Raw genomic sequence first — 20,146 nt, forward strand, 5'->3', positions numbered from 1 at the left:
CGCGAAGCGCCATCTGGCAGCCTCTCTCCGCTATTGTTCACGCTCTGTCCTTTCACGATAAAATAGTTCGTCGCATCAATATTCCCCACCACCGCATCGTCGTACTTGCCCGGTGCTGTACGCCGAGAATACCGCGCACCATAGGCTCCGTGTCTTTCTGTACCGCAGGCCGTCACACTATTGAGTATTTAAAACAGTGTTTTGTTTTAAACAGATCTTTATTCATGATCCAAAAAAATAGCTAAGCTATTGTGTGGGTTAGCGACTTACCGAGAGAATGCTATTTTCCAGAGTAAAAGTGATTTACTCTCCCCTTAAAATCGGCCTCAAATAGCCGTTATTGGCAGATGTTGAACGTTTTCGCACCACTCCATTTCATGATGCAAAATATGTAGAATTTTCAACGTCAAAGGGTTTTACTTCTCACTTAAATTACAGTCAGGACGCGTATGTTGAACAATACGATGAGCGTGGTCATCCTTGCCGCTGGTAAAGGCACCCGCATGTATTCCGATCTTCCTAAGGTGTTGCACACGCTGGCAGGAAAGCCAATGGTGCAGCATGTCATTGATGCCGCGAATGAAGTTGGCGCTCGCCAGGTCCATCTGGTGTACGGTCACGGCGGCGATCTGCTGAAAGAGACGCTGCGTGACGACAAGCTCAACTGGGTCCTTCAGGCAGAACAGCTGGGTACGGGCCACGCCATGCAGCAGGCGGCACCGTTCTTCGGCGATGACGAAGATATCCTGATGCTCTACGGCGATGTTCCGCTGATCTCTGTTGAAACCTTAACCCGCCTGTGTGAAGCCAAACCGCAGGGCGGCATTGGTCTGTTAACCGTGGTACTCGACGATCCAACGGGCTATGGCCGTATTACCCGTGAGAACGGCAACGTCACCGGTATCGTGGAGCACAAAGATGCCAGCGATGAGCAGCGTAAAATTCAGGAAATCAATACCGGTATCCTGATTGCCAATGGCGCAGACATGAAGCGCTGGCTCTCTAAGCTCAATAACAACAATGCACAGGGTGAATACTACATCACAGATATCATTGCGATGGCGTATCAGGAAGGCCGCGAGATTGCCGCCGTACATCCGGCGCGCATCAGCGAAACGGATGGCGTGAATAACCGCCTGCAGCTTTCCCGCCTCGAGCGTATTTATCAGGCCGAGCAGGCTGAAAAGCTGCTGCTGGCGGGCGTGATGCTGCGCGATCCGGCGCGTTTCGACCTGCGCGGCACCTTGGCACACGGGCGTGATGTTGAAATTGATACTAACGTTATCCTTGAAGGCCAGGTTCAGCTTGGCAACCGCGTCAAAATTGGCGCTGGCTGCGTGATTAAAAACAGCGTTATCGGTGACGACTGCGAAATCAGCCCGTACAGCGTCGTGGAAGATGCCCACCTTGAGGCGGCCTGTACCATCGGTCCCTTCGCGCGCCTGCGTCCTGGCGCAGAGCTGATGGAAGGCGCTCACGTAGGCAACTTCGTCGAAATGAAAAAAGCGCGTCTGGGTAAAGGCTCCAAAGCCGGTCATTTGACCTATCTGGGCGATGCGGAAATTGGCGATAACGTGAACATTGGTGCAGGCACCATCACCTGTAACTATGACGGTGCCAATAAATTTAAAACCATTATCGGCGATGATGTGTTTGTCGGTTCCGACACGCAGCTGGTCGCACCCGTCACCGTGGGTAACGGCGTGACCATTGCTGCCGGAACAACCGTAACGCGAGACGTAGCGGATAACGAGTTGGTGTTGAGCCGCGTACCGCAGGTTCACAAGCAGGGCTGGAAACGCCCGGTGAAGAAGAAGTAACAACAAGGCGGGTGGCGCTACGCTTACCCGCCCTGTGATTGAGTAGGCCTGATAAGGCGTAGCCGTCATCAGGCAAACCCGGGTGAGGAGATAAATATATATCTCCCCCCACAAGCAGCACCCATAACTATAACCCCACTCTCTACAAGGCTCGGGGTGCCCGGAAAGGGCGTTACCCAAAGGATTTCGCGGTGTGGCAAGGCGGCAAGCGTATGAGTCCATGGGAGCTTACTTAAGTAAGTGACCGTGGCGAGTACGAGAAGCCAACGCAGCCGCAGCGTGAAAGACGTAGGGTAAATACAGGTCAGCGACAACGCAGGCATCATGCCTAAATTCGGAATCTAAAACTATGTGTGGAATTGTTGGCGCAGTTGCGCAGCGTGATATTGCTGAAATCCTTCTCGAAGGTTTACGTCGTCTGGAATACCGTGGCTATGACTCTGCCGGTCTGGCTGTGGTGGATGAAGCAGGTCATATGACCCGTCTGCGTCGTCTCGGTAAAGTGCAGATGCTGGCCCAGGCCGCGGAAGAACATCCGCTGCACGGTGGTACCGGTATCGCACATACCCGCTGGGCGACCCACGGCGAGCCGTCTGAAGGTAACGCGCACCCGCATGTGTCTGAACACATTGTGGTGGTGCATAACGGCATTATCGAAAACCACGAACCGCTGCGCGAAACCCTGAAAGCGCGCGGCTATACCTTCGTCTCTGAAACCGATACCGAAGTGATTGCTCACCTCGTCCACTGGGAGCTGGAGCAGGGCGGCTCGTTGCGTGAAGCGGTGCTGCGCGCGATCCCTCAGCTTCGCGGGGCATACGGTACGGTGATCATGGATTTCCGCGATCCGTCCACGCTGCTGGCTGCGCGTTCCGGTAGCCCGATGGTTATCGGTATGGGGATGGGTGAAAACTTTATCGCCTCCGATCAGCTGGCGCTCCTGCCGGTGACCCGCCGCTTCATCTTCCTCGAAGAGGGCGATATCGCGGAAGTGACGCGCCGTAGCGTAACCGTGTTCGACACCACTGGCGCGCAGGTCAAACGCACCGAGATCGAATCTAACCTGCAGTACGACGCGGGCGACAAAGGCGCTTACCGCCACTACATGCAGAAAGAGATCTACGAGCAGCCTAACGCCATCAAAAACACCCTGACCGGGCGCATCAGCCACGGCGAGGTGGATCTGAGCGAGCTGGGCGCACACGCCAACGACCTGCTTAGCAACGTTGAGCACATCCAGATCGTTGCCTGCGGCACCTCCTACAACTCCGGTATGGTGTCGCGTTACTGGTTTGAATCCCTGGCGGGCGTGCCGTGCGACGTGGAAATCGCCTCTGAATTCCGCTATCGCAAATCCGCGGTGCGCAAAAACAGCCTGATGATCACCCTTTCCCAGTCCGGGGAAACGGCGGACACCCTGGCGGCGCTGCGTCTCTCTAAAGAGTTGGGCTACCTGGGTTCTCTGGCCATCTGTAACGTGCCCGGCTCGTCGCTGGTGCGTGAATCCGATCTGGCCCTGATGACCAAAGCAGGCACCGAAATCGGCGTGGCCTCCACCAAAGCCTTTACCACGCAGCTGACCGTTCTGCTGATGCTGGTGGCGAAACTGGCGCGTCTGAAAGGTCTGGATGCGTCCGTTGAGCATGATATTGTTCACGGCCTGCAGGCGTTGCCGAGCCGTATCGAACAGATGTTGTCTCAGGACAAACGCATTGAAGCCCTGGCGGAAGATTTCTCTGACAAACATCACGCGCTGTTCCTTGGCCGTGGCGATCAGTATCCGATCGCGCTCGAAGGCGCGCTGAAGCTGAAAGAGATCTCTTATATCCATGCGGAAGCCTACGCGGCGGGCGAGCTGAAACACGGCCCGCTGGCGCTGATTGACGCGGATATGCCGGTTATCGTTGTGGCACCTAACAACGAATTGCTGGAAAAACTGAAATCGAACATCGAAGAAGTACGCGCCCGTGGCGGCGTCCTGTACGTTTTCGCTGATAAAGATGCCGGTTTCACCAGCAGCGACAATATGCACATCATCGACATGCCGCATGTGGAAGAGGTTATTGCCCCAATCTTCTACACCGTTCCGCTGCAGCTTCTGGCCTATCACGTTGCGCTGATCAAAGGCACTGACGTTGACCAGCCGCGCAATTTGGCAAAATCGGTTACCGTTGAATAATTCAATATATTGAAATGTAATAGCCTCGTAAATCTATGATTACGGGGCTATTTATTGATCAATATATAAATATATTCTGAAAGTAGATCTCTGTATAAATAAAAGTTAAAGGATAACTGTATTATGCCCGCCCTGATATACCGCTAAATAATATTATATTTAGCCAAAGCCTCGCCTGAAAATATTCCATTATTTGCCCCTTGGTAATTATCAAAATATTATTTCTGCTTGTTATTTTATTTTTTAAGGCGTTTAATACACGCGCTTCAACATTTTGACATTATTTGTCATGGAAATAATATATCTTTATTTATAATGGATGGTATTGTAATGAATGGACATATTTTTAAGCGAGCGTTACTTGTTTCCTCTTTATTACTGACGTCGCAGGCGTTTGCGTCAAATGGGATTGTACATTTTACCGGCGAGATTATTGAAAGCACGTGCGAAGTCTCAACGGGAACCAAAGATCAGAACGTCGATTTGGGTAAGGTAAATAAATCGACCTTTACCGACGTTGGCTCTACGGCTTCCGTTCAGGCATTCCAGATCGACCTGGTCAATTGTCCGCAAACCTACAAAAAAGCCAATGCGCGCTTTGACGGCACTGAAGACGGTGACGGTTACCTGAAGCTGAACAACGGCGGCGCAGCGGGTGTGGCGATTGCGATTTATAACCGCGCCGACAACAGCCTGCTGAAGCTGTATAACCAGTCTAAAACGGCGGATATTAGCGCTGAAGGCTCGGCTTCTCTGCCGTTTATGGCTCGCTATATCGCAACTTCATCTACCGTTACGGCAGGTTTAGCTAACGCGGATTCTGAATTCACGATCAGCTACAGCAATTAATCTTTTTCTTCTTTGTTTGTAATGTAAACAGGCCTGGCAAGGTTGGGCCACTGCATCTAAAAAACTGCCAGGCCTGATATAGGATGTAACATGCGTGGGCGCCGTATAATATTAATTCTCTCTCTGTTTTTATCTTTTGGTATTTCACCGTGCTGGTCTGGGATAATTATCGGCGGCACTCGGGTTATCTTTAAAGGCGAGAGCGCTGACACCACGCTTTCAGTGCTCAATAAAGATGCTGCGATCCCTTATCTGCTTCAGACGTGGATTGAGCCTTTTACCGGACAAGGTAAGGATAAACCGCCGTTTACCGTGATTCCTCCTGTTTCTCGTCTTGAGCCAAAGCAAGAGCGCGTATTACGCATTATCAAAACCAAAGGTGAATTACCGTCCGATCGGGAGTCGGTGTTTTGGCTAAACGTAAAAAATATACCCCCGTCGCCCGATAAAGAAGGCAGCAAACTTGAGATAGCCATTAAAACCCGGATCAAACTTTTCTGGCGGCCTGCAGGCATTAATGAAAAACCGGAGACGGCAAGCCAAAAAGTGAAATGGCAGCGACAGGGAAAAATGCTGGTGGTGACCAATCCTACGCCGATCCATATCAATGTGATTGACGTTGCGGTGGATGGTAAACCGCTTGAGCTGGCAATGATTAAACCGTTCGACACGCTACAGATAGCCTTACCCGCAGACGCATTGGGAAAGACCCTCACATGGCACTGTATCAGTGATTATGGCGCAATCAGCGACGCTATCAGACAACCTCTTTAATGCAGATGGGACGGTATACGTTGAAGCTTTCTCGTTTGTCTTTTTTACCGCTTATCGCCGTGTGGGCGGGCTATCCGCATCTGGTTTCTGCCAAAGAGGCCTTATTCAATACCCGTTTGCTGGAGTTGGATCAGCCCGTTGATATCGACATTAGCCAGTTTGACCGCCCCCACACGCTTCCTGAGGGGACATATAAAGTCGATATCTATGTCAACGACCGCTTCGTCGAGCGCCGCGAGGTGCTTTTTTCGCGAAAAGATGAACAGAGCGATCTTGCGCCTTGCTTCACGGATTTAAAAAATACGCTGAGCGGGTTCGGGGTGAAGGTTGACGCAATCAAAGCATTAGATCGCGTCAACGCCGAACGCTGTGAAGCCGTCCCCGAGCTGCCGGGGTCGGCATGGATATTCGACGGTGAAAAGCTGGCGCTTAACGTCTCTGTGCCACAAATCTATCTTGATGCGTCGGTTCGGGATGCCATTTCACCGTCGCGCTGGGATCAGGGCATCAATGCACTGATGCTCAACTATGACTTTTCCACCATGCAGACCCTGAAGTCAGACTATAACAGCGACGATCTCTACTACCTTAACCTGCGCAGCGGCATCAATCTGGGAGGCTGGCGGCTTCGCAACTACAGTGCACTCAATGCCGTTAACAGCCACGGAAGTTATCATTCAGTAAGCACTTACTTACAGCATGATATCGCACCGTTGCGCAGCCAGTTTATGGTAGGCGACACCTGGACCGCGAACGACCTCTTTGACAGCGCGCAGATCCGTGGCGTGCGTCTTTATACGGATAACGACATGCTGCCAGACAGCATGAATGGGTTTGCCCCCATCGTTCGCGGCGTGGCGAAATCGAACGCCGTGGTGACGATCCGCCAGAATGGATACATGATTTACCAGTCGGCAGTGCCGCAGGGGCCGTTTGCGCTGACCGATCTCAATACTACCTCCAGCGGCGGCGACCTCGACGTCACCATCAAAGAGGAAGACGGCAGCGAACAACATTTTGTGCAGCCTTACGCTTCCCTGGCGATATTGCGTCGCGAAGGCCAAACGGATGTGGATATCAGCGTCGGCGAGTATCGCAACGATAATCGTTTTTCACCTGACGTCATGCAGGCGCAGATGCTGCGCGGTATGCCCTGGGGGATGACGCTCTACGGCGGAACCCAGCTGGCGGAAGACTATTCCGCCTTTGCGGCGGGCCTCGGTAAAGATTTGGGCGACATCGGCGCGGTGTCGATCGATGTGACCCACGCTGACTCACGCTTTTCCGACGACCAAACGCAGGGGCAATCCTGGCGTTTTCTGTACTCCAAAACCTTTGATGTCAGTAATACCAGCCTGCGTATCGTTGGCTATCGCTATTCGACGGAAGGCTTCTATACGCTGGATGAATGGGCTTCGCGTAACGGCGACAGCGACAGTTTCTGGCAAACGGGCAACCGTCGCAGCCGGCTTGAAGGCACCTGGACCCAGCCGTTTACGGAAGGTTACGGCAACATTTATCTGACGCTGAGCCGGGAGCAATACTGGCAAACGGATGACGTTGAGCGCCTGATTCAGGTGGGCTACAGCAACAGCTGGCGGCAAATTATGTGGAACCTGTCATGGAACTACACCGATACGGCGGGCAGCAGCGTGGGAGAGTGGCAGCATGAGGATGAAAGCGAGCATGTGATTATGCTCTCCGTCTCGTTGCCCTTATCAGACTGGTTGCCGCACAGTTACGCCAACTACAGCTACGCTCACAGCGGCCACAGCAGCCCGTCCCACCAGGTGGGGCTAAACGGCAACGTGCTCGAAGATAACAACCTGAGCTGGAACCTGCAGCAGTCATATTACGAAAACAACGCTAACGCAGGCGGAAACGCTGGCCTGAACTGGGATGCTTCGTATGGTTCTATGAAGGCAAACTATGCCTGGAGCGATGAAAGCCAAAGCGTGAACTACGGTGTCAGCGGCGGCGTGCTGGTCCACTCTGAGGGGATCACCTTCTCCCAGGAGATGGGCGAAACCGTGGCGCTGATAAAAGCGCCGGGAGCGGCCGGGCTGTCTGTTGATAACGAAAATGGAGTAGCGACCGACTGGCGCGGTTATACCGTTAAAACGCAGCTATCGCCTTACGACGAAAACCGTATCGCGCTTGGCAATAATGACTTCACGTCCGGCAATATCGAGCTTGAGAAAAGCGTACAGCAGCTTGTGCCCACGCGCGGCGCGGTGGTTAAGGCTGAATTTGTCACGCACATCGGCTACCGGGTTTTGTTTAACGTTGCGCTGGCCAGTGGCAAACCAGCCCCCTTCGGTGCGATGGGCACCGCAACGCTACCTACCGGCAGCGTGACGGGCATCGTGGGCGATGGGGGTGAACTCTACCTTGCAGGGATGCCGGAAACCGGTCAGTTCACCCTCACCCTGAGCGACGGCAAGATCTGCCGGGCCGATTACGTCATCCACCAGCAACCCGATTTTGGGCTTGTCCAGCTTCCCGTCATTTGTCGATAAAGGATAAAAATGAAATCACGCTTCTGGCTTTTAGCCCTTTTTTTTGCCGCTTTTTTTGCGCGGTCCGCGCCGACGGGGTACTGCGTGCCGGATAACGGCGTTTACCACAATAATTTCCAGTTCAATAAACAACTCAGTTGGACGGCAAGTTCTGTCGGAATGTTCGAAGACATCATGATCGATAACGGGACACTGTCATTTAAAGGCACGTGCTACTGTCTGACGGGAAAAGACGAGACCTATAAATATGCCTATATCACCAGTATCGTTAATCCTTCCTTAAAGCCTACTGCCGTTAGACGAAACGTGCATTTTTACGATCTCAACGCCCAGCTTGATATTGGCCTGATTGTTTACGTTCTTGGAAAAGGCTACGTGTCAGTGCCCTTCGATCATATGCCTAATGACACGGGGGGGCACTACGGATGCCATGACGGCATCAGTTCAGCCACCACCTTTTACAGCGGCGGCTCGGGTATTATCTATTTATACGTCAAAAGGCATTTTACGGGCGTCGTCAATATACCGAGAACGGTTATGGCTAATATCTATGCCACCATCGATCCTGTTACCGTTTCGCATGAAGTGATTTCTGACGTGATCGTTGAGGGGTCGTTAACGGTTCCGCAAACCTGTGAAATAGACGAAGGCCAGACGATTATGTTTGATTTCAAAAAAATCCTCGCCTCCGAGTTTCCCTCTGTAAAAGGCGAGGCGTTGAAGCGGCATAAGATCACGCGGCAGGTTAATATTAAATGCTCAAATATGTTTACTCTCGACCTACTCGGGGCCACGATACAGGCCTCTGGCTCAAGCCCGGATGGCACCATGGTTGCGACAAATAATCCGGACGTCGGCATTAAGATTTACGATAAGCGGGACAAGGAAGTGAACGTTAACGGCGGGGCACTTGCGGCTGAAACGACACAATCCCCCGAGACACTGGGTGATATGCAGGGCACGCTCACTTTTTCAGGTGCGCCAGCCAGCGCCACCGGGGCCAAACCTCAGCCGGGGCCTTTCTCCGCAACGGCGACGCTCACGATAGAAATCATCAACTGATGTCTCAACGGCTGTTTATGACAGCCGTTGTCATATTTGCCCTCTCAGCGTTACCGTCTCTCAAAAAAATATGACAAAAAAATGACCGCGCCATGAATTAATACTGTTATTTTTCATCAGGTTAAACACGCGCTTTCCATTGTCATAAAACTGTCATATTTCGTACATTTATCTGTCACCTGTTTGTCCTATTTTGCTCATCGTAGCCACTTAAACAATGATTTACGAAATCCTTGCAGGAGACATTATGAAAGTTATGCGTACCACTGTCGCAACTGTTGTCGCCGCGACCTTATCTCTGAGCGCTTTCTCTGCCTTTGCAGCAGCAAGCCTGACAGGCGCGGGTGCAACCTTCCCTGCGCCGGTGTATGCCAAATGGGCGGATACCTACCAGAAAGAAACCGGCAACAAGGTTAACTATCAGGGTATCGGCTCCTCCGGTGGCGTAAAACAAATTACCGCAAACACCGTCGATTTCGGCGCGTCCGATGCTCCGCTGTCTGATGACAAGCTGGCGCAGGAAGGCCTGTTCCAGTTCCCTACCGTGATTGGCGGCGTGGTGCTGGCGGTGAATATCCCGGGACTGAAGTCTGGCGAGCTGGTGCTGGACGGTAAAACCCTGGGTGATATCTACCTCGGCAAAATCAAAAAATGGGATGACGAAGCCATCACCAAACTGAACCCGGGCGTAAAACTGCCTTCGCAGAACATCGCCGTGGTGCGTCGTGCTGACGGTTCCGGTACCTCCTTCGTCTTCACCAGCTACCTGGCGAAAGTGAACGAAGAGTGGAAATCGAAAGTCGGTTCTGGCTCTACCGTTAACTGGCCAACGGGTCTGGGCGGCAAAGGTAACGACGGTATCGCCGCGTTCGTCCAGCGTCTGCCGGGCTCCATCGGTTACGTAGAGTACGCTTACGCGAAGCAGAATAACCTGGCCTATACCAAACTGATGTCTGCGGACGGCAAACCGGTTAGCCCGACCGAAGAGAACTTCGCTAACGCCGCGAAAGGCGCTGACTGGAGCAAATCCTTCGCTCAGGATCTGACGAACCAGAAAGGCGATGACGCCTGGCCAATCACCTCTACCACCTTCATTCTGGTCCACAAAGATCAGAAGAAACCTGAGCAGGGTGCTGAAGTGCTGAAGTTCTTCGACTGGGCATACAAAAACGGCGGCAAACAGGCGAACGATCTGGATTACGCCAGCCTGCCGGACAGCGTGGTTGAGCAGATTCGTGCTGCATGGAAAACCAACGTGAAAGACAGCAGCGGTAAAGCGCTGTACTAACAGGATATTTTTGACGAAGATGGCGGGTGGCGCTAATGCTATCCCGTCCTACGGCTCCACCTGTAGGCCCGGTAAGCGTTAGCGCCACCGGGCATATTCGTAAGACGTTTCAAACAGAAGAGTAATTTATGGCTGCAACCAAGCCTGTATTTAACCCTCCGGGTAAAAAAGGTGACATGATTTTCAGCGCGCTGGTCAGACTGGCTGCGCTGATTGTGCTATTGCTGCTGGGCGGCATTATCGTGTCTCTGATTTTCTCCTCATGGCCGAGCATCCAGAAATTCGGTTTCTCCTTCCTGTGGACCAAAGAGTGGGATGCGCCAAACGACATCTACGGTGCGCTGGTGCCGATTTACGGCACGCTGGTGACCTCGTTTATCGCCCTGCTGATTGCGGTTCCGGTGAGCTTTGGTATCGCCCTGTTCCTGACGGAGCTGGCACCAGGCTGGCTGCGTCGCCCGCTGGGCATCGCCATTGAACTGCTGGCCGCGATCCCCAGTATCGTGTACGGCATGTGGGGCTTGTTTATCTTTGCGCCGCTGTTCGCGACCTACTTCCAGGAGCCGGTCGGCAACGTTCTCTCCACCATCCCGTTTGTTGGCGCCCTGTTCGCTGGCCCGGCATTTGGTATCGGTATTCTGGCGGCAGGCGTGATCCTCGCCATCATGATTATTCCGTACATTGCGGCGGTGATGCGCGATGTCTTCGAGCAAACCCCGGTGATGATGAAAGAGTCGGCCTACGGCATCGGCTGCACCACCTGGGAAGTTATCTGGCGCATCGTTCTTCCGTTCACCAAAAATGGTGTCATCGGCGGCATTATGCTGGGCCTGGGCCGCGCGCTGGGTGAAACCATGGCGGTCACCTTTATTATCGGTAACACCTACCAGCTCGACAGCGTATCGCTGTTCATGCCAGGTAACAGCATTACCTCTGCGCTGGCGAACGAATTCGCCGAAGCAGAATCCGGGCTGCACGTGGCGGCGCTGATGGAACTGGGGCTGATCCTGTTTGTTATCACCTTCATCGTTCTGGCGATTTCCAAGCTGATGATTATGCGTCTCGCTAAAAATGAGGGGGCACGCTAATGGCAACGCTCGAAATGCAAAGCAGCCCAGCGCTGGCAGAATCCCGCCGCAAAATGCAGGCGAAGCGCCGCTTCAAAAACCGCATTGCGCTGACGCTCTCCATGGCGACGATGGCGTTCGGCCTGTTCTGGCTGATCTGGATCCTGATGTCGACCATTACCCGCGGCATCGACGGCATGTCTCTGGCATTGTTCACCGAAATGACGCCGCCGCCCAATACGGCGGGCGGTGGTCTGGCAAACGCCCTGGCGGGCAGCGGCCTGCTGATCCTCTGGGCGACGGTCTTTGGTACACCGCTGGGCATCATGGCGGGGATTTATCTGGCGGAGTATGGCCGGAAATCCTGGCTGGCTGAAGTCATTCGCTTCATCAATGACATCCTGCTGTCTGCGCCGTCTATCGTCGTTGGTCTGTTCGTTTACACCGTTGTGGTGGCGCAGATGGAACACTTCTCCGGCTGGGCAGGCGTGATTGCGCTGGCGCTGCTGCAGGTGCCCATCGTCATCCGCACCACCGAGAACATGCTGAAACTGGTGCCGGACAGCCTGCGCGAAGCGGCTTACGCACTGGGGACGCCGAAATGGAAGATGATCTCCGCGATTACGCTCAAAGCGTCTATCTCCGGGATCATGACCGGTATCCTGCTGGCGGTGGCACGTATCGCCGGGGAAACGGCACCGCTGCTGTTTACGTCGCTCTCGAACCAGTTCTGGAGCACGGACATGATGCAGCCGATCGCCAACCTGCCGGTGACGATCTTTAAATTTGCGATGAGCCCATTCGCGGAATGGCAGCAACTGGCGTGGGCCGGGGTGCTGATCATCACCCTTTGCGTACTGTTGCTGAACATTCTGGCGCGCGTCATTTTCGCGAAGAAGAAACACGGTTAAATTTTTACGGCGCGGCACATCGCGGCGCCGAATGAGGAAATGAGTCAATGAGTATGGTTGATACTGCCCCGGGTAAGATTCAGGTTCGTGATTTGAACTTCTACTACGGCAAATTCCATGCCCTGAAGAACATCAACCTGGATATCGCGAAGAACCAGGTCACGGCATTCATCGGTCCGTCCGGCTGCGGTAAATCTACCCTGCTGCGTACCTTTAACAAGATGTATTCGCTCTATCCGGAGCAGCGCGCCGAAGGTGAAATCATCCTGGACGGGGAAAACATTTTGACCCACGCCCAGGATATCGCCCTGCTGCGCGCGAAAGTGGGCATGGTGTTCCAGAAACCGACGCCGTTCCCGATGTCGATTTATGACAACATTGCGTTTGGCGTACGCCTGTTCGAAAAGCTCTCCCGTGCCGATATGGACGAGCGCGTGCAGTGGGCCTTGACCAAGGCCGCATTGTGGAACGAAACCAAAGATAAGTTACACCAGAGCGGTTACTCTCTCTCCGGCGGTCAGCAGCAGCGTCTGTGCATTGCGCGCGGCATCGCCATCCGCCCGGAAGTGCTGCTGCTTGATGAGCCGTGTTCCGCGCTGGACCCTATCTCCACGGGCCGCATTGAAGAGCTGATCACCGAGCTGAAGCAGGATTACACCGTGGTTATCGTGACCCACAACATGCAGCAGGCTGCGCGTTGCTCCGATCACACGGCGTTTATGTACCTGGGCGAGCTGATTGAGTTTAGCGATACGGATGCGCTGTTCACCCGCCCCGCGAAGAAACAAACTGAAGATTATATTACTGGCCGCTACGGTTGATTTGGAGTGAACCATGGACAACCTCAATCTTAATAAACACATTTCCGGCCAGTTCAACGCAGAGCTGGAAAGCATCCGCACCCAGGTGATGACCATGGGTGGCATGGTGGAGCAGCAGCTTTCTGATGCGATCACTGCCATGCACAACCAGGACAGCGAGCTGGCGAAGCGCGTTATCGCAGGCGATCAGAACGTCAACATGATGGAAGTGGCCATCGACGAGGCCTGCGTGCGCATTATTGCCAAGCGCCAGCCAACGGCGAGCGACCTGCGTCTGGTGATGGCGATCATCAAAACCATCGCCGAGCTGGAACGTATTGGCGACGTGGCCGATAAAATCTGCCGTACCGCGCTGGAGAAATTCTCCCAGCAGCACCAGCCGCTGCTGGTAAGCCTGGAGTCGCTGGGCCGCCACACCGTGCAGATGCTGCACGACGTGCTGGATGCCTTTGCGCGTATGGATCTGGACGAAGCGGTGCGTATCTACCGTGAAGACAAGAAAGTCGACCAGGAGTACGAAGGTATCGTGCGCCAGCTGATGACCTACATGATGGAAGATTCGCGGACGATCCCAAGCGTACTGACCGCCCTGTTCTGCGCACGCTCCATCGAGCGTATCGGCGACCGCTGCCAGAACATTTGTGAATACATCTTCTACTTCGTGAAAGGTCAGGATTTCCGTCACGTGGGCGGCGACGAGCTGGACAAACTGCTGGCGGGGAAAGATCCGAAAGAGTGATCGGCACTCAAATGCCCGGTGGCGCTGCGCTAACCGGGCCTACGAGCCATGTAGGCCGGATAAGCGTTAGCGCCATCCGGCTTTGTTTTTTCAGCGAGTAATATCCCACCCGCGAGCCTTCCACAACGCTGGCAGCTGCGCCAGGTCGGTAAAGGTCGTCACTTTCGGATGATCGATCGGCTTGTTGTGCGGATCGGCACAGAAGTAAAACACCTCCATTCCCGCATCAATCCCCGACTGCGCCCCCGCAGAGGAATCATCCACCAGAATGCAGTTCTCCACGTTCACGTTCATCGCCTTTGCCGCATGGAACATCAGGGCCGGATCGGGCTTCCAGCGCTGGATATCGTAGCCGCTGAACAATTTTTCCGGGAAGTGATGCACCATCTCCAGCTTGCCGAGCGAATGCTGCATTTTGCTGACCGGTCCGTTGGAGACCACGCAGATGGGCACCGTCATCGCATCCAGCAGCGCATTCGCGCCGGGAATAACCTCCAGCTCTGAGTCGAACAGGCGTGCGACCTCGGCGCGGTACACCGGCTCCAGATCCGCTTTCGCCAGATCCGTGCCGTGCTCTGCGTTAATGATGTCGATGATCTCGTAGAGCTTGACGCCCTTAAAGCGTTTGAACACTTCGTCGAGATCGAGCGTAATGCCAAATTCCTGGAACATGGCGACATACGCGCGGGAACAAATGACCTCACTGTCGACCAGCGTACCGTCGCAGTCGAAAAATACCGCTTCAATTCCGGACATGCCTTTCCCTTTTAACAAGTTTAACGTTTACGTGCTGCAGATTTACGAGACGCAATCGTTGCCGTATAAGCAAAATCAATGAAAAAAAGTATCCCGTAACCGCCCTTATTGTCGCATTTTGGTATAGGATAGCGACGAATTTTCCCTCCTTGTTCGGAAATTGATGATGAGTCAACAACACACTACCCAGACATCTGGTCAGGGTCTGCTTGAGCGCGTGTTTAAACTGCGCGAGCACGGCACAACGGCACGCACCGAAGTGATCGCCGGTTTTACTACCTTCCTGACGATGGTCTATATCGTTTTTGTTAACCCGCAAATTCTGGGCGTGGCTGGCATGGATACCAGCGCCGTCTTCGTGACGACCTGCCTGATCGCTGCGCTTGGCAGCATTCTGATGGGCGTATTCGCTAACCTGCCGGTCGCACTGGCACCGGCAATGGGCCTGAATGCGTTCTTCGCGTTCGTGGTAGTTCAGGCGATGGGTCTGCCGTGGCAGGTTGGTATGGGCGCCATCTTCTGGGGCGCGATTGGCCTGCTGCTGCTGACCATTTTCCGCGTGCGCTACTGGATGATTGCGAATATCCCGGTGAGCCTGCGCGTGGGCATCACCAGCGGTATTGGCCTGTTCATCGGCATGATGGGGCTGAAAAACGCCGGTGTGATCGTGGCGAACCCGGAAACCCTGGTGAGCATTGGCAACCTGACCTCCCACAGCGTGCTGCTGGGCGTGCTCGGCTTCTTTATCATCGCCATTCTGGCGTCGCGCAACATTCACGCTGCGGTGCTGGTATCGATTATCGTCACTACTCTGCTGGGCTGGATGCTGGGTGACGTTCACTACAGCGGCATCGTCTCTGCGCCGCCGAGCGTGTCGACCGTGATTGGTCACGTAGACCTGGCCGGTTCGCTTAACCTCGGTCTGGCAGGCGTGATTTTCTCGTTTATGCTGGTAAACCTGTTCGACTCCTCCGGAACGCTGATCGGCGTGACCGACAAAGCGGGTCTGGCGGATGAGAAAGGCAAGTTCCCGCGCATGAAGCAGGCGCTGTTTGTGGACAGCGTCTCCTCCGTCGCCGGCTCTTTCATCGGCACCTCGTCTGTTACCGCTTACATTGAATCCTCTTCCGGCGTCTCCGTGGGCGGCCGTACCGGCCTGACGGCGGTTGTCGTCGGCCTGCTGTTCCTGCTGGTGATCTTCCTCTCTCCGCTGGCGGGCATGGTGCCTCCGTATGCGGCAGCTGGCGCGCTGATTTATGTTGGCGTGCTGATGACGTCCAGCCTGGCGCGCGTGAAGTGGGACGATTTGACCGAAGCGGTGCCAGCGTTTATTACCGCGGTGATGATGCCGTTCAGCTTCTCGATTACCGAAGGTATCGCGCTGGGCTTTATATCTTACTGCGTAATGAAGATCGGGACCGGTCGCCTGCGCGAACTCAGCCCGTGCGTGATCGTCGTGGCGCTGCTGTTTGTGCTGAAGATTGTGTTTCTTGACGCGCACTAAGGTGCGGTTTGTGTTGTCAGGTGGCGCTTTGCTTACCTGACCTACGTTCTGAATACCCTCTCCCTGTGGGAGAGGGTCAGGGTGAGGGCAATTACGCTTTCACCCGCTTAATATAATCCCCAAACGCGGTCAGCTGACCAGACAGATGGTCACGCGTGCTCTGATCCACCACTTCACCCGTCTGCGGGTCGACCTTGTTCTGAATCACGCCACCCATAAATTCCGGCTTGTTCATCACCATTGCATCCAGGAACACCAGGATCTGACGCAGGTGATACTGGCAGCGCGCGCCGCCAATCGCGCCCATTGAGCTGGTCTGAATCAGCACCGGTTTACCCGCGAGCGGTTGCTCCGGTAAACGAGAGAGCCAGTCGATAGCGTTCTTCAGGCCACCGGGAACCGAGTAGTTGTATTCAGGCGTAACGATGACGACGCCGTCGGCCTGGCGGATCTGCTCTGCCAGCGCCTCAACGCTCTGCGGGAAACCCTCTTCCTGCTGCACGTCGGCGTCGTAGAGCGGGATGTCGCCAATAGAAGGCAGGGCGGTGATGTCCATCCCCGCCGGTGCCAACTGCGGCAGCGTGCGGGCAACCATGCCGTTAAATGAACCTTTGCGCAGGCTTCCCAGTAACGTAACAACTTTCAACGTATCAGACATGATTACTCCTGTTTCATCATGATGACCCTGAATGGATCAGCTAAGGGTAAATGCTTTTTCTGCCGGTAAACTGGTTAATCTCATCAGACGCGCCGCGGGTTCGTTGGCGCGATCGGGCACATCCGGAAGGCAGTGCCACCCGCGTAAACTATCAAATTCCCAGATTTTCAGCCGTTCAATCGCTGGCGTGACGGCGATGGACCAGATCAGCACGTCTTCTGCGTCGCTGAGCGCTTCGACCCGCGTGGCTTTCGCCGCACGCAGCCGTCCTGAGCCAGGCAGAAGCTGCAGCAGGCTGGCATCATCAGACGCACAGCCACACAGCTTGCGGATGCTCTGACGCAGAGTGATGAGCTGGGATTTGGCCTCAATGGGATCGTTTTGGTTTCGGATCCACAGCTTTTCATTGCTGGAGAGCGGGTAATCCTCATGCGGGTTAATAACGTGAAAACCGCGCGTGGCACGCTGAAGCTCCAGATCCAGCCCGCAGTCACCTTCGGTGGTGAGCGCAAGGCCGATAATATTGCCCGCATAGGCGATGGAGAAACGAGGGAGGTCGGGGTCAGCAAAGACCGGGCGGCCTTCGGGTTGGGTGATCATATCGGGCAGTTCGATGGTGCCGTACAGCATAAACATCAGCTCTGCGAGAAGCGCTCTGGAGGCCAAATATCGCGTCCTGCGATGTTCCGGCAATTTCAGTGCTTCACGGTGACACGCTGACGACAGGCGGGCCGAAACAAGCCGTCCTTCTGTCAGTGTCCCACGTGCAAAATGCGTAGCCATTTTTCGCTCCTTGATAATGGTCGTAGTCGGTTAAACGGTTACATCATTATCGCTCAACTTAGCCTTTCTTTTAATCAGTAAATGGCTTTAAGAAAAGCCTTAGGACCGAACTTTACATTTACTTAGGCAAAATCGGGACGTTTAGCGCAGAGGAGCGCCATAAAGCGCTTTAATGGTTTCGCGCAGCCAGAGGATTTTGGGATTGTGGCTGTTGCGTTTATGCCAGATGAGAGTGAAGGGCACGGTGAGCTTTTCCGCCTGTGCGTCATCAACGGGAATGGGGAGCTTCACCAGCTTGCGCTGGTGGTACTGATTATAGTGATGGCAATAATGCGGTGCGGTGGCGATGTAGTTATGGCCGGGCTGTGCCGCCATAAACATCGACTGTTCGAACCCGGGCAAGCACATGGCGATATTGCGCTCGCGGCCTATTTCGCGCAGCACTTCGTCCAGCGCCCAGGTATCGCTGCGCTCCCAAAAAATGCTGATATGCGGGTAGCGCAGGAACGTCTCCAGGTTCCACTCCTCCTCCAGCGCGGGATGATCGTCCCGCAGATAGACGCACGGACGATCGCTGAACAGAATTTCGTAATCGATAAACCACGGCATCAGCTTCAGCAGTTCACGTGAGCGCGGGTGCGTTTCCCGTCCGGTAAAGCCCAGATCCACTTCCCCGCGCGTAATGGCGTCCAGCGAGTCGTAATCCCAGTGACGCATCTTCACCGTGGCCTGGGGATAGCGCTGATTGACCTGCGCCAGCAGCTCGTTAAGCCGGATCAGCATCAGCGGCGTTTCCGCCGCCAGTTCAAACGTCAGGCCGCCGGGCGTGTCGTGATGAAACTTATCGAGGATCTGGTTGCCTATCTGCATCCAGTCGGCCAGATCCTGCTCGAGGCTCACGGTCAGCGGCGTGGGCAGCAGCCCCAGCGGGGTTTTGACGAACAGCGGATCGTCGAACCAGTCGCGCAGCTTCGCCAGCGATTTACTCACCGCCGACGGCGTCACATTCATCCGTTTTGCGGCCTTGGTGACGCTGCGCTCCTGCAACAAAAGCTGCAGGCACAACAACAGGTTAAGATCGAGACTGCTGAGGGGCTTCTTCATAATGCGCTGCGGGCCGGGTCGCTAAAAGTAAGATAATGCACAGTATGCTACAGCCAATCAGTACCCCGATCAGCATATTCAGCGCGTTCAGGCCCATGATGGCCGCCAGCCAAATCCACAGCGACGACCCGCAGACCTGCGCAATGCCCAGCACCGAGCTTGCCACCCCGGCCCGCAGCGAGAACGGACCGAGCGCCTGGCTCATCGCCACGCCAAAGCCGGTGGAGAAGCCGGCACAAATCAGCGTAATGCCTACCAGCATCATCGCGGGTAAGCTGGTGGTCGCCAGGATCACACCCGCCACGAGGAATACGACCTGAGAGGTCAGCATCAGCGTGCGCTGGCGGAAGATATTAAGGGCGAAAGGCATCGAGAAAGAGACGGTCATGCTGACCACCGCGTTCAGCGCCATCACAACCGAATATTCACCGCGCTCGAAGCCCATGATCTCCATCAGCAATACCGGGGAAACGTTTACATAGGTGAGGATCACCGCCACGCTTAACGTCGTTATCGCCAGGCGACTGAGGAAAAAGCGGTTCAGCAGTTTCTCTGACGGGTGAATCGTCGCGGTATGTCCTGCCTTCTGCGCGCCGGGATGCGTCTCTTTCAGCACGGCGATCGACAGGATAAAGACCAGCGCCCCCATGGTCGCCATCGTCCAGAAAAGGCTCTGCCACGGAAATTTCAGCATGATCAGGTAACCCACCACCGGTGCCAGCACCGGGATGATGCAGGTGATCCCGTTCATCATGGAAAGTACCCTGGCGCGGCGCTGGGCGCTTAAGGTGTCGCGCAAAATTGCAAAGGCCACCACGTAGCAGCCGCCTGCGCCAATGCCCTGAATAAAGCGACCCGTAAGGAACAGCGTGCTGTCCTGAGCCAGTGAACACAGCACAGAAGCCAGCGCAAAAATCACCGCGCCTGTAATGGCGACGGGCTGACGACCTGCTTTATCAGCGATGCGCCCGGCAAACACCATTGACGACGCCATCCCCGCCAGGTAGGCCGAAAACGCGATATGCAGCTGCGCTTCGCTGGCATTCAGATCGCGAGCGATGTGCGGCAGCCCCACCAGATACATATCGATACCCGACGGATAAAGCAGAACCAGCGCGAAACTACAAAACAGAAAACGTGCCATAACCCCCCCTAAACACAGGCAAGCAGAATAGGGGCAGAAAGAGGTTTAGGCGAGTTGCCATTTGGACAATGGTGATTTCCTGAGAGGAAATGGATGTGTTTTCATACTTATCTTATCAATAAAAGTCTTTTTTACTACACTTTCAACTAATTGATTTTTAAATACTTT

The 20,146-nt window shown here is 54.5% G+C and carries 17 protein-coding genes; 12 read left to right on the plus strand and 5 right to left on the minus strand.

All coding sequences use genetic code 11. The features are described from left to right. The first annotated feature begins 449 nt into the window (after positions 1-449). The 11 genes from glmU (at position 450) to phoU (ending at position 14,029) form a co-directional block, all read left to right on the plus strand. Positions 450-1,820, plus strand: coding sequence for a bifunctional UDP-N-acetylglucosamine diphosphorylase/glucosamine-1-phosphate N-acetyltransferase GlmU (gene glmU / locus FFS28_RS14955; protein ID WP_137849938.1), 1,371 nt, complete (start codon positions 450-452; stop codon positions 1,818-1,820). A 349-nt stretch (positions 1,821-2,169) separates the two neighbouring features. Then, the gene (gene glmS / locus FFS28_RS14960) at positions 2,170-3,999 is read left to right on the plus strand and encodes a glutamine--fructose-6-phosphate transaminase (isomerizing) (RefSeq protein WP_137849939.1); all 1,830 of its coding nucleotides are present in this window, start codon (positions 2,170-2,172) and stop codon (positions 3,997-3,999) included. 330 nt (positions 4,000-4,329) lie between these two features. Next, positions 4,330-4,848 carry a fimbrial protein gene (locus FFS28_RS14965; protein WP_088209049.1) on the plus strand — a complete coding sequence of 173 codons (519 nt, stop codon included), beginning with the start codon at positions 4,330-4,332 and terminating at the stop codon, positions 4,846-4,848. A 90-nt stretch (positions 4,849-4,938) separates the two neighbouring features. Continuing rightward, positions 4,939-5,622, plus strand: a complete 684-nt coding sequence (locus FFS28_RS14970; protein WP_137849940.1) for a fimbrial chaperone — start codon at positions 4,939-4,941, stop codon at positions 5,620-5,622. Then, positions 5,622-8,141, plus strand: coding sequence for a fimbria/pilus outer membrane usher protein (locus FFS28_RS14975; protein ID WP_137849941.1), 2,520 nt, complete (start codon positions 5,622-5,624; stop codon positions 8,139-8,141). The genes FFS28_RS14970 and FFS28_RS14975 overlap by 1 nt, the downstream gene beginning before the upstream one ends. Before the next feature lie 9 nt (positions 8,142-8,150). Further along, entirely contained in the window at positions 8,151-9,203 is a 1,053-nt protein-coding gene (locus FFS28_RS14980; RefSeq protein ID WP_137849942.1) for a fimbrial protein, read from the plus strand. 247 nt (positions 9,204-9,450) lie between these two features. Next, positions 9,451-10,491, plus strand: a complete 1,041-nt coding sequence (pstS, locus tag FFS28_RS14985) for a phosphate ABC transporter substrate-binding protein PstS (RefSeq protein WP_058609904.1) — start codon at positions 9,451-9,453, stop codon at positions 10,489-10,491. A 128-nt stretch (positions 10,492-10,619) separates the two neighbouring features. Next, the gene (gene pstC / locus FFS28_RS14990) at positions 10,620-11,579 is read left to right on the plus strand and encodes a phosphate ABC transporter permease PstC (protein WP_006177572.1); all 960 of its coding nucleotides are present in this window, start codon (positions 10,620-10,622) and stop codon (positions 11,577-11,579) included. Further along, a complete protein-coding gene (pstA, locus tag FFS28_RS14995) occupies positions 11,579-12,469 on the plus strand; it encodes a phosphate ABC transporter permease PstA (RefSeq protein WP_006177573.1) in 891 nt (296 codons plus the stop codon). The genes pstC and pstA overlap by 1 nt, the downstream gene beginning before the upstream one ends. A gap of 47 nt (positions 12,470-12,516) precedes the next feature. Further along, a complete protein-coding gene (gene pstB / locus FFS28_RS15000) occupies positions 12,517-13,290 on the plus strand; it encodes a phosphate ABC transporter ATP-binding protein PstB (protein WP_006177574.1) in 774 nt (257 codons plus the stop codon). A 13-nt stretch (positions 13,291-13,303) separates the two neighbouring features. Then, positions 13,304-14,029, plus strand: a complete 726-nt coding sequence (gene phoU / locus FFS28_RS15005) for a phosphate signaling complex protein PhoU (protein ID WP_006177575.1) — start codon at positions 13,304-13,306, stop codon at positions 14,027-14,029. Between the two features lie 90 nt (positions 14,030-14,119). On the opposite strand, the gene yieH is transcribed toward phoU, so the two are convergent. Then, positions 14,120-14,785, minus strand: a complete 666-nt coding sequence (yieH, locus tag FFS28_RS15010) for a 6-phosphogluconate phosphatase (protein ID WP_006177576.1) — start codon at positions 14,783-14,785, stop codon at positions 14,120-14,122. 166 nt (positions 14,786-14,951) lie between these two features. On the opposite strand from yieH, the gene adeP reads away from it, so the two are divergent. Further along, the gene (adeP, locus tag FFS28_RS15015) at positions 14,952-16,289 is read left to right on the plus strand and encodes an adenine permease AdeP (RefSeq protein WP_137903482.1); all 1,338 of its coding nucleotides are present in this window, start codon (positions 14,952-14,954) and stop codon (positions 16,287-16,289) included. Between the two features lie 91 nt (positions 16,290-16,380). On the opposite strand, the gene FFS28_RS15020 is transcribed toward adeP, so the two are convergent. The 4 genes from FFS28_RS15020 to FFS28_RS15035 form a co-directional block, all read right to left on the minus strand. Continuing rightward, positions 16,381-16,947 carry an NADPH-dependent FMN reductase gene (locus tag FFS28_RS15020; RefSeq protein ID WP_006177578.1) on the minus strand — a complete coding sequence of 189 codons (567 nt, stop codon included), beginning with the start codon at positions 16,945-16,947 and terminating at the stop codon, positions 16,381-16,383. A gap of 36 nt (positions 16,948-16,983) precedes the next feature. Continuing rightward, the gene (locus tag FFS28_RS15025; protein WP_102891917.1) at positions 16,984-17,730 is read right to left on the minus strand and encodes a 4'-phosphopantetheinyl transferase family protein; all 747 of its coding nucleotides are present in this window, start codon (positions 17,728-17,730) and stop codon (positions 16,984-16,986) included. Between the two features lie 141 nt (positions 17,731-17,871). After that, entirely contained in the window at positions 17,872-18,834 is a 963-nt protein-coding gene (yidZ, locus tag FFS28_RS15030; RefSeq protein ID WP_006177580.1) for an HTH-type transcriptional regulator YidZ, read from the minus strand. Next, complete coding sequence (locus FFS28_RS15035; RefSeq protein ID WP_137849943.1) at positions 18,803-19,978, minus strand: MFS transporter; 1,176 nt, start codon at positions 19,976-19,978, stop codon at positions 18,803-18,805. Before FFS28_RS15035 ends, yidZ begins: the two co-directional genes overlap by 32 nt. Positions 19,979-20,146: the final 168 nt, after the last annotated feature.

This window comes from Enterobacter sp. 2VL (genome assembly GCF_005503595.1).
GTDB classification, from domain to species: Bacteria; Pseudomonadota; Gammaproteobacteria; order Enterobacterales; family Enterobacteriaceae; genus Enterobacter; species Enterobacter cancerogenus.